Below are 13207 nucleotides of genomic sequence, written 5' to 3'. Positions count from 1 at the left end.
CGTACTCACGGGAAACCGGGGGCTTTCGCGCCGGAACGGAGGTCAGCAGCCGATCAGGCGCGCGGCGAGGTAGCCCTCGATCTGGTCGAGAGAGACCCGCTCCTGCTTCATCGAGTCACGCTCGCGGACCGTCACCGCGTTGTCGTCGAGCGTGTCGAAGTCGACCGTGACGCAGAACGGCGTGCCGATCTCGTCCTGGCGGCGGTAGCGGCGGCCGATGGCGCCCGCGTCGTCGAACTCGATGTTCCAGTGCTGGCGCAGCGCGGTGGCGAGGCCCTTGGCCTTCGGGGACAGCTCCGGGTTGCGGGAGAGCGGCAGCACCGCGACCTTCACCGGGGACAGCCGCGGGTCGAGGCGCAGCACCGTGCGCTTCTCCATCTTGCCCTTGGCGTTCGGCGCCTCGTCCTCGACGTACGCGTCCAGCAGGAACGCGAGCATCGCGCGGCCGACACCGGCGGCGGGCTCGATGACGTACGGAGTCCAGCGCTCGCCGGCCTCCTGGTCGAAGTAGGAGAGGTCCTGGCCGGAGGCCTTGGCGTGCGCGGACAGGTCGTAGTCCGTGCGGTTGGCGACACCCTCCAGCTCGCCCCACTCGTTGCCGCCGAACTGGAAGCGGTACTCGATGTCGGCGGTGCGCTTGGAGTAGTGCGAGAGCTTCTCGGCCGGGTGGTCGTACCAGCGCATGTTCTCCTCACGGAGACCGAGGCCGGTGTACCAGTTCCAGCGCTCCTGCATCCAGAACTCCTGCCACTTCTCGTCCTCGCCCGGCTTGACGAAGAACTCCATCTCCATCTGCTCGAACTCGCGGGTGCGGAAGATGAAGTTGCCGGGCGTGATCTCGTTGCGGAAGGACTTGCCCATCTGCGCGATGCCGAACGGCGGCTTGCGGCGCGAGGTCTGCTGGACCTGGGCGAAGTTGGTGAAGATGCCCTGCGCGGTCTCGGGGCGCAGGTAGGCGACGGAGCCGCTGTCCTGCGTGGGGCCGAGGTGCGTGGAGAGCAGACCCGAGAACTGCTTGGGCTCGGTGAACTGGCCCTTGTTGCCGCAGTTGGGGCAGTTGATGTCGGCGAGGCCGTTCTCCGGGGAGCGGTTGTGCTTCGCCTCGTAGGCCTCCTCCAGGTGGTCGGCGCGGTAGCGCTTGTGGCAGGAGGTGCACTCGGTGAGCGGGTCGGAGAAGGTGGCGACGTGCCCCGACGCGACCCAGACCTCGGTCGCAAGGATCACCGACGAGTCGATACCGACGACGTCCTCACGGGAGGTGACCATGTAACGCCACCACTGGCGCTTGATGTTCTCCTTGAGCTCGACGCCGAGCGGGCCGTAGTCCCAGGCGGCCTTCTGGCCACCGTAGATCTCACTACAGGGGAAAACGAAGCCACGGCGCTTGCTCAGGCTGACGATGGTGTCGATCTTGTCGGCGGCCACGGTGCTCTCTTCATTACGAACGGACGGCAGCGAATGCTTCAGGTTACCGGCGCCGCCCACCCCCGTATCAAATCGGTTGGGGTCACCATCCGGGACAGAAGCCTTGTTGACAATCGTTTCCAGTTTTGTTGAAAATGACTGTCATGAACGTACGACGACGCCTCATACCCGGGACCGCCGTGGCCGCGACCACCCTTCTCGGTCTCGGCACGCTCTCCGCCTGCTCGGACTCGACCGCGGCCGACGGCGGGAACGGCGGAAAGCTCGACGTGGTGGCGTCGTTCTACCCCATGCAGTATCTCGCCGAGCAGATCGGCGGGAAGCATGTGCGGGTCACCAGTCTGACCCAGCCCGGCCAGGAGCCGCACGACCTGGAGATCAGCGCCCAGCAGACCGTGCAGCTCGAGAAGTCGGACGCGGTCCTCTACCTCAAGAACCTCCAGCCCGCCGTCGACGACGCCGTCGCGCAGTCCGGGGTCAGGACGAAGATCGACGCCGCGTCGCTGACCACGCTGGAGAAGCACGGCAACGAGGTCGGCGGGCACGCGGCCGCGCACGACGACACCAAGGGCGAGGAGTCCGGCGGCACGGACCCGCACATCTGGCTCGACCCCGTGAAGTACTCCGAGGTCGCCCAGGGCGTCGGCAAGGCCCTCGCGAAGGCCGACCCCGAGCACGCCGCGGACTACCGGAAGAACACCGCCGCGCTGGTCGAGAAGCTGGACGGCCTCGACACGCGGTACGCGGACGGGCTGAAGAACACCGGGACCAAGGTCTTCATCACCACCCACGCCGCCTTCGGCTACCTCGCCGAGCGCTACGGCCTCACCGAGGAGGCCATCAGCGGCCTGGACCCGGAGTCGGAGCCCAGCGGGAACCGCGTGAAGGAGCTTGAGAAGATGGCGCAGGCGGACGGCGTCTCGACGGTCTTCTACGAGACGCTCGTCAGCGACAAGACCGCGAAGACCGTCGCCAAGGACGCCCGGCTCAGGACGGACGTCCTCGACCCGATCGAGGGCATCACCGAGAAGTCCCGGGGCACCGACTACTTCCAGGTCATGGAGTCCAACCTCAAGGCGCTGCGGACAGCCCTGGGTGCCAAGTGATCTTTACGGAGGACGGCATGGACGGTGTGGGCGGCATGGACGGCGTGGACGGCATAGGCGGTGCGAACGACCCCGTCATATCCCTGCGCGGTGTACGCGCCGAGCTGGGCTCGCGCCCGGTGCTGCGCGGCATCGACCTCGCCGTGCACCGCGGTGAGGTCGTCGCGCTGCTCGGCGCCAACGGTTCCGGCAAGTCCACCGCCGTACGCAGCATCATCGGCCAGGTACCGGTCAGCGGCGGCGAGATCGAGCTGTTCGGCACCCCACGCCGCGGCTTCCGCGACTGGAAGCGCGTCGGATACGTGCCGCAGCGCACCACGGCGGCGGGCGGCGTGCCCGCCACGGTGACCGAGATCGTCGCCTCGGGCCGGCTCTCCCGCGCCCGCTTCGGCATGCTGCGCAAGGCCGACCACCAGGCCGTGCGGCGGGCCCTGGAACTCGTCGGCATGGCCGACCGCGCCAAGGACTCCGTCGACGCGCTCTCCGGCGGCCAGCACCAGCGCGTGCTGATCGCCCGCGCCCTCGCCTCCGAACCCGAACTCCTGATCATGGACGAGCCGATGGCGGGCGTCGACCTGGCCAGCCAGGAGATCCTCGCGGCGACCCTGCGCGAGCAGGTGTCCCGGGGCACGAGCGTGCTGCTGGTCCTGCACGAGTTGGGCCCCCTGGAGCCGCTGATCGACCGCGCGGTCGTCCTGCGCGACGGCTGCGTCCTGCACGACGGCCCGCCCCCGCAGGCGGTCGGCCAGCACGCGCTGCCCGGCCACGACCACGTACACCCGCACGCGGCTCACGACGCCGAACCGATCCGGACGGGACTGCTGAGCTGATGACCTTCCTCGACTACGCCTTCATGCAGCGGGCCCTGCTCGCCGCCGTCCTCGTGGGCATCACCGCGCCCGCCGTCGGCATCTACCTGGTGCAGCGCCGCCAGGCCCTGATGGGCGACGGCATCGGCCACGTGGCGATGACGGGCGTCGGCCTCGGCTTCCTGCTGTCCTGGTCCCCGGTGTGGATGGCGACGGCCGTCTCCGTGCTCGGCGCGGTCCTCATGGAGCTGATCCGCTGGTACGGCAAAACGCGCGGCGACATCGCGCTCGCGATGCTCTTCTACGGGGGCATGGCGGGCGGTGTGATGCTGATCAACCTCGCGCCGGGCGGCAGCAACACCAACCTCATGTCGTACCTCTTCGGCTCGCTCACGACGGTCTCGCAGGAGGACGTGACGGCCATCTGCCTGCTGGCGGCCTTCGTCCTGCTCGTCACCCTCGGCCTGCGCCGGCAGTTGTTCGCGGTCAGCCAGGACGAGGAGTTCGCGCGGGTGACCGGCCTTCCGGTGCGCGCCCTGAACCTGCTCACGGCCGTCACGGCGGCGGTCACCGTCACGGTCGCCATGCGGATCGTCGGCCTGCTGCTCGTCTCCGCCCTGATGGTGGTGCCGGTCGCGGCCGCGCAGCAGCTCAGCCGGAGCTTCGCCGCCACCTTCGCCATCGCGGTGGCGATCGGGGTGAGCGTGACCATCGGCGGCACGGTGACCACGTACTACCGGAACGTGCCGCCCGGCGCGACGATCGTCCTGCTGGCCATCGGCGCGTTCATCCTGCTGACGGCGCTGGCGACACCACTGGCGCGCCGCAGGGCACGGGCCGCCGCACAGGAGACCGGCGACCCGGCCGAGTGCACGATTCCGGCCACCCGTAGCCCGGAACGGAAGGTCGGCGTCTGACCACGCACAGTCCGGGCTGGCACAATGGCCGGGCAAGGGCAGACGTGAGGAGGCAACGGTGACAACCGCTGGATCGCCCGTTCGGGGCCGCTCCACCCGGCAGCGTGCCGCCGTGGCGGCGGCGCTCGACGAGGTGGACGAGTTCCGCAGTGCGCAGGAGCTCCACGACATGCTCAAGCACAAAGGCGACTCCGTAGGGCTCACCACCGTGTACCGCACGCTGCAGAACCTCGCCGACGCGGGCGAGGTCGACGTGCTGCGCACCTCCGACGGCGAGTCCGTCTACCGCCGCTGCTCCAGCGGCGAGCACCACCACCACCTCGTCTGCCGCGTCTGCGGCAAGGCGGTCGAGGTCGAGGGCCCGGCCGTGGAGAAGTGGGCGGAGGCGATCGCGGCGGAGCACGGCTATGTGAACGTCGCGCACACGGTGGAGATCTTCGGTACGTGCGCGGAGTGCGCCGCGGCGAAGAGCTGAGGCCGGGACCTCCCGGGACTTGGGACGCGGGTCGGGTTGCGGTCGATGATCGACCGCAACCCGACCCGCGTCCGTCGTTTCGGTGCCCACGGCCGGTCCGGCGGCCGTGACGGCGGTGCGGAAACATGCCCTGCCGGACAGACCCCGTAGGCCGCTCGCGGCTGCTACGACAATGAGCGCCGGGTGCGCGGGACAGCGCGCCCGGCCGACTCCCCCGCCCGCCGTCGGCGCCGACGAGAAGTCCCCGACGGCCGGCCGGTAGACCAGCTCGCCCTGCCCCGTGCGGCATTCCGCCCCGCCTTCATGGCCGGATCGCGCTACCGGCGGTCAGCCGGTCCGGGCGGGAGGCAGAGGGATAACCCTTGACCTGCCGCCACCTTGCTGACATGCCCCGGTCAATGGTGCCACCCTTCCCCCAGCCATCCCCCACGTCTCGCGCACATCTTCTGGCCGTCACCACGGCCGCGCACCTCACTGCTCAGCTCGTCCCGGGCTGCACACCCCCGTCTGTCCGGTCTGTCACCGGCCGCCCCACGCGGCCGCCGCAGTAGGAGTACGAACGAGTGAGACGAACCCCCCGTAAGGCGACCGCCGCCGGAGCCTTGATGGCCGCCACCGCCTTTCTGACCGTCGGCATACAGGCCGTCCCGGCCACCGCCAAGCCCGCCGCGCCGCACCCCAGCCCCCTGCGCACCGGCGGCCAGGAAGCCAAGCTCACGCCCGCGCAGCACAGCGCCCTGCTCAAGAGCGCCGCGAAGAAGACCACGACGACCGCCGCCACCCTGGGCCTCGGCGCCAAGGAGAAGCTGGTCGTCCGGGACGTCGTGAAGGACAACGACGGCACGCTGCACACGCGTTACGAGCGCACCTGGGCCGGTCTGCCGGTCCTCGGCGGCGACGTCGTCGTGCACACCCCGCCCGCCTCGCTGGCCGCCGGCACGGTGAGCAGCACCTTCAACAACAAGCGCACCATCAAGGTCGCCTCCACCACCGCGTCCTTCACCAGGTCGGCCGCCGTGACCAAGGCGCTGAAGGCCGCCAAGGACCTCGCCGCCGAGAAGGCGACCACCGACAGCGCCCGCAAGGTGATCTGGGCCGGCAGCGGCGCCCCCAAGCTCGCCTGGGAGACGGTGATCGGCGGACTCCAGGACGACGGCACGCCCAGCCAGCTGCACGTCATCACGGACGCCACCACCGGCAAGGAGCTCTACCGCTACCAGGGCGTCAAGACCGGCACCGGCAACACCCAGTACAGCGGCACGGTCTCGCTGAGCACGACCCTGTCCGGGTCGACGTACCAGCTGTACGACACCACGCGCGGCGGCCACAAGACGTACAGCCTCAACAACGGCACGTCGGGCACCGGCACCCTGATGACCGACGCCGACGACACCTGGGGCACCGGCTCCGGCTCCAACACCCAGACCGCCGGCGCGGACGCCGCCTACGGCGCGCAGACGACCTGGGACTTCTACAAGAACACCTTCGGCCGCAGCGGCATCAAGAACGACGGCGTCGCGGCCTACTCCCGCGTCCACTACAGCACCGCGTACGTCAACGCGTTCTGGGACGACGACTGCTTCTGCATGACCTACGGCGACGGCACCAGCAGCACCCACGCCCTCACCTCGCTCGACGTCGCGGGCCACGAGATGAGCCACGGCGTCACCTCCAACACCGCGGGCCTGAACTACACCGGTGAGTCCGGCGGTCTGAACGAGGCGACCTCCGACATCTTCGGCACGGGTGTCGAGTTCTACGCCGCCAACAGCAGCGACGTCGGTGACTACCTCATCGGCGAGAAGATCGACATCAACGGCGACGGCACCCCGCTGCGCTACATGGACGAGCCCGACAAGGACGGCGGCTCCGCCGACAGCTGGTACTCCGGCGTCGGCAACCTGGACGTCCACTACTCCTCGGGCCCGGCGAACCACATGTTCTACCTGCTCTCCGAGGGCAGCGGCTCCAAGACCATCAACGGGGTCACCTACAACAGCCCGACCTCCGACGGTGTCGCCGTCGCCGGCATCGGCCGGGCCGCGGCCCTGCAGATCTGGTACAAGGCGCTGACGACGTACATGACGTCCAGCACCAACTACGCCGGCGCCCGCACCGCCGCCCTGAACGCGGCGACCGCCCTGTACGGCGCCAGCTCCACCCAGTACGCGGGGGTGGCGAACGCCTTCGCGGGCATCAACGTCGGCAGCCACGTCACCCCGCCGACGAGCGGCGTGACGGTCACCAACCCGGGCAGCCAGTCGTCCACCGTCGGTACCGCGGTGAGTCTCCAGGTCTCGGCCAGCAGCACCAACAGCGGCTCACTGACGTACGCCGCGACCGGCCTGCCCACCGGCCTGTCGGTCAACAGCTCCACCGGCGTGATCTCCGGCACCCCGACCACGGCCGGCACCTACAGCACGACCGTCACGGTGACCGACAGCACCGGCGCGACCGGCACCGCGAGCTTCACCTGGACCGTCAGCTCCAGCGGAGGCGGCGGCACCTGCGCCTCCACCCAGCTGCTCGGCAACCCGGGCTTCGAATCAGGCAACACCACCTGGACCGCGAGCAGTGGAGTCATCACCAACTCCAGCAGTGAAGCGGCCCACGCAGGCTCCTACAAGGCCTGGCTCGACGGCTACGGCTCCACCCACACCGACACGCTCTCCCAGTCGGTGACCATCCCGTCCGGCTGCAAGGCCAGCCTGACCTTCTACCTGCACATCGACACGGCGGAGACCACCACCAGCACCCAGTACGACAAGCTGACGGTGACCGCCGGATCGACGACCCTGGCGACGTACTCCAACCTGAACGCCGCCTCCGGCTACACCCAGAAGACCTTCGACCTGTCCTCGCTGGCGGGCACCACGGTCGCCCTCAAGTTCAGCGGTGTCGAGGACTCGTCGCTCCAGACGAGCTTCGTCATCGACGACACGGCGCTGACGACCAGCTGACCCCGTACGAACGACGGCAGCGGCACCCGGCGCCTTCGAGCGCCGGGTGCCGCTGCCGTCGTCGTGACGGTCAGGCGTCCTGGACGCCTTCGCTCCCCTTCATGTCCCGCTCCATCTCGAGCAGCTGCTCGTTCGGAACGGCGCCGCCGAAGCGGCGGTCACGGGAGGCGTACTCGACGCAGGCGCGCCACAGGTCACGCCGGTCGAAGTCGGGCCACAGCACGTCCTGGAAGACCATCTCCGCGTAACTCGACTGCCAGAGCAGGTAGTTCGAGGTGCGCTGCTCGCCGCTGGGGCGCAGGAAGAGGTCGACGTCCGGCATGTCCGGGTAGTACAGGTACTTCTGGATGGTCTTCTCGCTGACCTTGGCGGGGTCGAGACGGCCGGCCGCGACATCCTCGGCCATCGCCTTCGCCGCGTCGGCGAGCTCCGCACGGCCGCCGTAGTTGACGCAGAAGTACAGCGTCATGGCGTCGTTGTCCTTGGTCTGCTCCTGGGCGATCTGAAGTTCCTGGACGACGGACTTCCAGAGCTTCGGCATGCGGCCTACCCAGCGGATCCGGATCCCGAGCGCGTCCATCTCGTCCCGCCGGCGCCGGATGACGTCCCGGTTGAAGTTCATCAGGAAGCGGACCTCCTCGGGCGACCGCTTCCAGTTCTCCGTCGAGAAGGCGTACAGGGACAGGTTCTTCACGCCCAGCTCGATACAGCCCTTGAGGACGTCCATGACGACGCCCTCGCCGACCTTGTGCCCCTCGGTGCGCGGCAGCCCGCGCTCCTTGGCCCACCGGCCGTTCCCGTCCATGACACACGCGACATGGTTCGGGATCAGCTCGCCGGGGAGTTTGGGCGCGCGGGCACCGGACGGGTGCGGCTCCGGCGCCCTGTACTCGCGGCGCTGGCGTCCCAGGATCCCGCGTACGACCATGTGCTTCTCGTCTCCTTGAGCTGTGTCTGTACTTCTGTGCTTCCGTACTTCTGCGCTTCCGTGCTTCTCTACTTCTCGACGTAACGCAGGGAGCGCAGGCCGCGCTCCAGGTGCCAGTGCAGATAGGCCGACACCAGGCCGCTGCCCTCCCGGACGTACCGCGGCTCACAGGCGTCCGCGGTCTCCCAGTCTCCCGTCAGCAGCGCGCCGAGCAGCACCAGCGCCTGCGCCGAGGGTACGACGCTGCCGGGCACCCGGCAGTCGACGCAGACGGAGCCGCCCGCGGCCACCGAGAAGAACCGGTTCGGCCCCGGCATTCCGCACTTCGCGCAGTTGCTGAAGCTGGGCGCGTACCCGTTCACGGCGAGGGAGCGCAGCAGGAAGGCGTCGAGCACGAGGTGGGGTTCGTGTTCCCCCCGGGCGAGCGTGCGCAGCCCGCCGACCAGCAGCAGATACTGCTGCACGGCGGGCTCCCCCTCGTGATCGGTGAACCGCTCGGCGGTCTCGAGCATGGCCGTCCCGGCGGTGTACCGCGCGTAGTCCGTCACGATGGCGCCACCGTACGGAGCGATGGTCTCGCTCTGTGTGCACAGGGGCAGGCCGCGCCCGATCAGCTCGCTCCCGCGCGAGAAGAACTGCACGTCCACGTGGGAGAACGGCTCCAGCCGCGCCCCGAACTTCGACTTGGTCCGCCGCACACCGCGCGCCACGGCGCGTACGCGTCCGTGACCACGCGTGAGCAAGGTGATGATCCGGTCCGCCTCACCCAGCTTCTGGGTGCGCAGCACGATGCCGTCGTCGCGGAACAGACTCATGAGGCCCATTCTCGCCTACGGCGCCCGCGCATCGGCCCGGGGCGGCATGTTCCGTCCCTGCCGGGCCTCCCTTCAAGGCAGCTCGCCCCGGCTGCGTGCGTTGGCGTACGCCGTCGCCGCGCTGAGCCGCTCGGCCTGGGTCGCGCCCCGGACGGCCTCCGGCTCGACGTCCCACTCCCTGCCTCCGCCGTACGGCCTCAGCTGTACGTACGGTCCCTCGTACCCCATGACGATGCCCACTCTTCCGTTTCTGGTGTCGACGGCGTACGAGCCGATCGGCGGGTTCTGCGGGTTCTGCAAGTCCTGCGGGTTCCGTAAGTCCTGCGGGTTCCGCGGGTTCCGTGAGCTATGTGGCTTCACCGCAGCGCCGCCGCGAGCCGGACGGCGACGTCGACGGAACAGCCGCCCAGTTCGACGAGCGAGCAGGGTGCCTCTCGCGCAAGGACTGCCGGGTCGAGCCGCAGTGAGGGCAACGTGATTCCGACATTTGCGAGTGCTGCCCGCAATTCCTGCACTGCTTCCTCCGCCTCTTCGACGCAGAGCGCCGAGTGTCGTCCCCCGAGTGGTGTGTGTTCTGCCGTCACCGTGCTCCCCTTCCCTTTCAGGTTTCACTCTTCGCATCTCCATGGTGACGCTCTGCGCTTAGACTCGACAGGAGTCTGTGCTCTACAAATGCGGGGCAGCACAAAGGGGGGTTGGCCATGGCCAACGGTTCGCGACAGGCGGCGTGGGAGTTCTTCGGAGCGGAGCTGAAACGACGCCGGGAAGACGCGGGATTCACCCAGGTGGAGTTGGGATCACGGGTCTTCGTCTCGGGCGGCTACATCGGACAGTTCGAACAGGCCATTCGCAAACCGCAGTTGGATGTGGCACAGCGGATCGACGAGATCCTGCAAACCGACGGTTTTTTCGAACGCACATGGCGAAAGCTGATTGACGACAAGCGGTACGCGGATTACTTCGCGGAGGTTGTGGAGCTGGAGCGGGCGGCGACGAAGATCTGTCAGTTCGCTCCGTCGGTGATCCCAGGGTTGTTGCAGACGGCCGCGTACGCGCGGGCAGTGACCATCGCGGCCAACCCGTTCGTCACCGACGAGTATGTGGAAGAGAAGGTCTCCGCCCGATTGGAGCGGGCCCGCATCCTCAAGGACGCTACAAGGCCCGAGTATTGGGCGATCCTGCACGAGAACGTCCTGCGAGTACCCGTGGGAGGCCCCGCAGCCATGGTCATGCAGCTGGAGCACATTGCTGCGCTGGCGGACGGGCGGAGGGTGCTGGTGACGGTGGTCCCCCGCGAGGAGGGGGCCTGCGCGTCAATGGCGGCGATGATGCAGCTCATGGAGTTCGACGACGCTCCCCCAACCCTCTATACAGAGACGTCGTTTTCGGGCGAACTGCTGGACGACCCGGCGGTGGTGAAGCGAGCGCAGCGCGCATACGATCTGCTCAGGGGCGCCGCGCTGTCGCCGAAGACGTCCCTAGCCCTGATCGAATCGGCGGCTGAGGACTACAGACGATGCGCGAGTACGACCTGAGCAACGCCCGCTGGCGCAAGAGCACGTACAGCAACGGCGAAGGCGGCGAGTGCGTCGAGGTCGCGTACGACTTCATCGGCGCCGCCCGCTGGCGCAAGAGCACGTACAGCGACGACAACGGCGGCGAGTGCGTCGAGGTCGCCGACGGAGTCCCCGGCGTCGTCCCGGTCCGCGACAGCAAGGTGCCGGACGGCCCGGTCCTCCTCATCGGCTCGGCCTCCTGGACGGATTTCATCGGCGCCGTAACGGCGTGACCGCACCGCCCGCTCCCCGGTGATCGTCGGACCGCCCGCCGCGAGCCGGGGCCACCAGGCCCGCCTCGTAGGCGATGATCACCAGCTGCACCCGGTCCCGCGCGTCCAGTTTCGCCAGCAGCCGGGTCAGATACGTCTTCGCCGTCGCCACGCTGATGAACAGGCGCTCGGCTATCTCCGTGTTGGTCAGGCCCGTGCCGACGAGGGTCAGGACCTCCCGCTCCCGTTCCGTGATTTCGGTCAACTCGCGCCGGGCGCGCGGCTGTTCGGGACTGGCGACGAAGTCCTGGATCAGCCGGCGGGTCACGCCCGGGGCGATCAGCGCGTCGCCCGCCGCCACCACCCGCACCGCCGCCAGGATGTCGTCGAGACCCATGTCCTTGACCAGGAATCCGGACGCGCCCGCGCGCAGCGCCCCGTAGACGTAGTCGTCGTCGTCGAAGGTGGTGAGCATGAGGATGCGGACGTCACCGGGGGCCTCCGTGATCCGGCGGGTCGCCTCGATGCCGTCCGTGCCGGGCATGCGGATGTCCATGACGACGACGTCGGGGCGGAGTTCGTCGGCGAGGCGTACCGCTTCCTCGCCGTTCGCCGCCTCGCCCACCACGTCCATGTCCGCGAGGTCGGCGATGACCATGCGCAGTGCCGTACGGATCAGTTGCTGGTCGTCGGCGAGGACGACGCGGACGGCGCTCATCGTGCCGCCGCAGGCGCCGGGACGGGCAGGCGGACCGTCACCCGGAAGCCTCCCTCGGGGCGCGGGCCGGCGGTGAACTCGCCGTGCAGCAGGGCGACTCGCTCACGCATGCCGGACAGGCCGAACCCGGTGTCGGTGCGGGTGCCGCTGCCACGGCCGCGGTCGGCGACCTCGATGGAGAGCCGGTCGTCGTCGCCGTAGTCGATGGAGACCTCGCAGGAGTCGGTGGCGGCGTGCCGTACGACGTTGGTGACGGACTCCTGGATGATGCGGAAGGCGGACAGGTCGATGTCCGGCGGGAGTTGACGGCGTTCGCCCAGGCGGCGGACGTCGACGCGGACGCCCGCGGCCGTCGTCGCGGCGGCGAGGCCGTCGACGTCCGCGAGACCCGCCGCCTCCGGGGCCTCGCCGTGGTCGGCCTGGCGGAGGGCGCCCAGCATGCGGCGCAGCCCCGACAGTGCCTCGCGGCCCGTGTTCTCCACGGCCGTCATCGCCTCGCGCGCGGCCTCCGGCTGGGTGGTGACGACCCGGGCCGCCGCGCCCGCCTGGAGGGCGATGATGCCGATGCTGTGGGCGACCATGTCGTGCATCTCGCGGGCGATGCGCAGCCGTTCGGCGGTGACGGCCTGTTCGGCGGCCCGGGCGCTGAGCTTGTCGGCGTACTCGCGGGTGCGGTGCGTGGCGTTGCCGAGCAGCCAGGCGATGACGGTCACGAGGGCGACGGCCAGTTCGGCCGACATGCCGACGTCCCAGCTACTCAGGAGGCGTACGGCCATCCATGTCACCAGCATGGCGAGCGCCATGGAGAGGGCGATGACGCCGGTGCGGCGTCGGTGGCCGGCCGCGATGAAGTACAGGGCGACGTCGACCACCAGGAACTGGGCCAGCGGGACCTCCCCCACGCCCAGGGTGGTGGTGACCAGTCCGGCGGCGGTGAGCAGCAGGGCGAGGGCGGTCAGGGGCCGTCCGGGCAGCCGGCGGCTGCCCGTCAGGACCAGGGCGGCGGCCAGCACCAGGAACGTCAGGCCGTCCCAGCGGTACAGCTGCGCCGCGGGCCACTTGCCCGGCTCCGTCTCGCCCGGGAACCTGACGGTCGTCAGGAGCGTGAACAGCGTGCTCGCGCACCAGGTCACGGCCACCCAGACAGCCGGGGGCAGGCGTTTGAGCAGGGGAAGCGGCGGTGTGGCGGACATACGGCGATCGTAGGCGCGCCGTCGCGGGCGGTCATCGGACCGCGGACGTACAACCAGGGTCGACAGCCGTGCCGTTGGACTGCAGGCGGCGCA

The 13207-nt window shown here is 69.4% G+C and carries 14 protein-coding genes; 7 read left to right on the top strand and 7 right to left on the bottom strand.

The genetic code is table 11. From position 1 onward, the window contains the following. Nucleotides 1-42: 42 nt before the first annotated feature. The gene (locus GTY58_RS29410; RefSeq protein WP_010987037.1) at nt 43-1425 is read right to left on the bottom strand and encodes a glycine--tRNA ligase; all 1383 of its coding nucleotides are present in this window, start codon (nt 1423-1425) and stop codon (nt 43-45) included. A 143-nt stretch (nt 1426-1568) separates the two neighbouring features. Between GTY58_RS29410 and GTY58_RS29405 the strand changes: the two genes are divergently transcribed. The 5 genes from GTY58_RS29405 to GTY58_RS29385 all read left to right on the top strand — a co-directional run bounded on the left by GTY58_RS29405 (nt 1569) and on the right by GTY58_RS29385 (nt 7692). After that, nucleotides 1569-2531, top strand: a complete 963-nt coding sequence (locus tag GTY58_RS29405; RefSeq protein WP_010987036.1) for a metal ABC transporter substrate-binding protein — start codon at nt 1569-1571, stop codon at nt 2529-2531. Nucleotides 2532-2566: 35 nt separating this feature from the next. Continuing rightward, complete coding sequence (locus GTY58_RS29400) at nt 2567-3361, top strand: metal ABC transporter ATP-binding protein (RefSeq protein ID WP_037645735.1); 795 nt, start codon at nt 2567-2569, stop codon at nt 3359-3361. Then, nucleotides 3361-4257 carry a metal ABC transporter permease gene (locus tag GTY58_RS29395; RefSeq protein ID WP_010987034.1) on the top strand — a complete coding sequence of 299 codons (897 nt, stop codon included), beginning with the start codon at nt 3361-3363 and terminating at the stop codon, nt 4255-4257. Before GTY58_RS29400 ends, GTY58_RS29395 begins: the two co-directional genes overlap by 1 nt. 58 nt (nt 4258-4315) lie before the next feature. Continuing rightward, nucleotides 4316-4732: a transcriptional repressor gene (locus tag GTY58_RS29390; protein WP_010987033.1), complete on the top strand. Its 417-nt coding sequence runs from the start codon at nt 4316-4318 to the stop codon at nt 4730-4732. A 605-nt stretch (nt 4733-5337) separates the two neighbouring features. Then, complete coding sequence (locus GTY58_RS29385; RefSeq protein WP_037645466.1) at nt 5338-7692, top strand: M4 family metallopeptidase; 2355 nt, start codon at nt 5338-5340, stop codon at nt 7690-7692. 70 nt (nt 7693-7762) lie between these two features. On the opposite strand, the gene GTY58_RS29380 is transcribed toward GTY58_RS29385, so the two are convergent. From GTY58_RS29380 to GTY58_RS41725, 4 genes are all read right to left on the bottom strand, one after another. After that, nucleotides 7763-8620 (bottom strand): isoprenyl transferase, encoded by an 858-nt coding sequence (locus tag GTY58_RS29380; protein WP_010987031.1) that lies wholly within the window; start codon nt 8618-8620, stop codon nt 7763-7765. Nucleotides 8621-8688: 68 nt separating this feature from the next. Then, nucleotides 8689-9435: a DNA repair protein RecO gene (gene recO, locus GTY58_RS29375; protein WP_010987030.1), complete on the bottom strand. Its 747-nt coding sequence runs from the start codon at nt 9433-9435 to the stop codon at nt 8689-8691. A gap of 72 nt (nt 9436-9507) precedes the next feature. Next, nucleotides 9508-9735 (bottom strand): hypothetical protein, encoded by a 228-nt coding sequence (locus GTY58_RS39845; RefSeq protein WP_010987029.1) that lies wholly within the window; start codon nt 9733-9735, stop codon nt 9508-9510. A 56-nt stretch (nt 9736-9791) separates the two neighbouring features. Next, complete coding sequence (locus tag GTY58_RS41725; protein WP_079121373.1) at nt 9792-10019, bottom strand: hypothetical protein; 228 nt, start codon at nt 10017-10019, stop codon at nt 9792-9794. Nucleotides 10020-10136: 117 nt separating this feature from the next. On the opposite strand from GTY58_RS41725, the gene GTY58_RS29370 reads away from it, so the two are divergent. Both GTY58_RS29370 and GTY58_RS29365 read left to right on the top strand, forming a co-directional pair. Then, nucleotides 10137-10970: a helix-turn-helix transcriptional regulator gene (locus GTY58_RS29370; RefSeq protein WP_010987028.1), complete on the top strand. Its 834-nt coding sequence runs from the start codon at nt 10137-10139 to the stop codon at nt 10968-10970. After that, nucleotides 10952-11224, top strand: coding sequence for a DUF397 domain-containing protein (locus tag GTY58_RS29365; protein ID WP_010987027.1), 273 nt, complete (start codon nt 10952-10954; stop codon nt 11222-11224). The genes GTY58_RS29370 and GTY58_RS29365 overlap by 19 nt, the downstream gene beginning before the upstream one ends. Here GTY58_RS29365 and GTY58_RS29360 read toward each other — a convergent pair. Next, a complete protein-coding gene (locus GTY58_RS29360) occupies nt 11202-11921 on the bottom strand; it encodes a response regulator transcription factor (protein WP_010987026.1) in 720 nt (239 codons plus the stop codon). The two genes, GTY58_RS29365 and GTY58_RS29360, sit on opposite strands and share 23 nt — an antisense overlap. Continuing rightward, entirely contained in the window at nt 11918-13114 is a 1197-nt protein-coding gene (locus GTY58_RS29355) for a sensor histidine kinase (RefSeq protein ID WP_010987025.1), read from the bottom strand. The genes GTY58_RS29360 and GTY58_RS29355 overlap by 4 nt, the downstream gene beginning before the upstream one ends. Between the last annotated feature and the right edge of the window lie 93 nt (nt 13115-13207).

Origin of the sequence: Streptomyces sp. SID5469 (assembly GCF_009862865.1) — a bacterium.
Lineage (GTDB): Bacteria > Actinomycetota > Actinomycetes > Streptomycetales > Streptomycetaceae > Streptomyces > Streptomyces avermitilis.
This window is presented reverse-complemented; position numbering and strand designations above follow the sequence as displayed.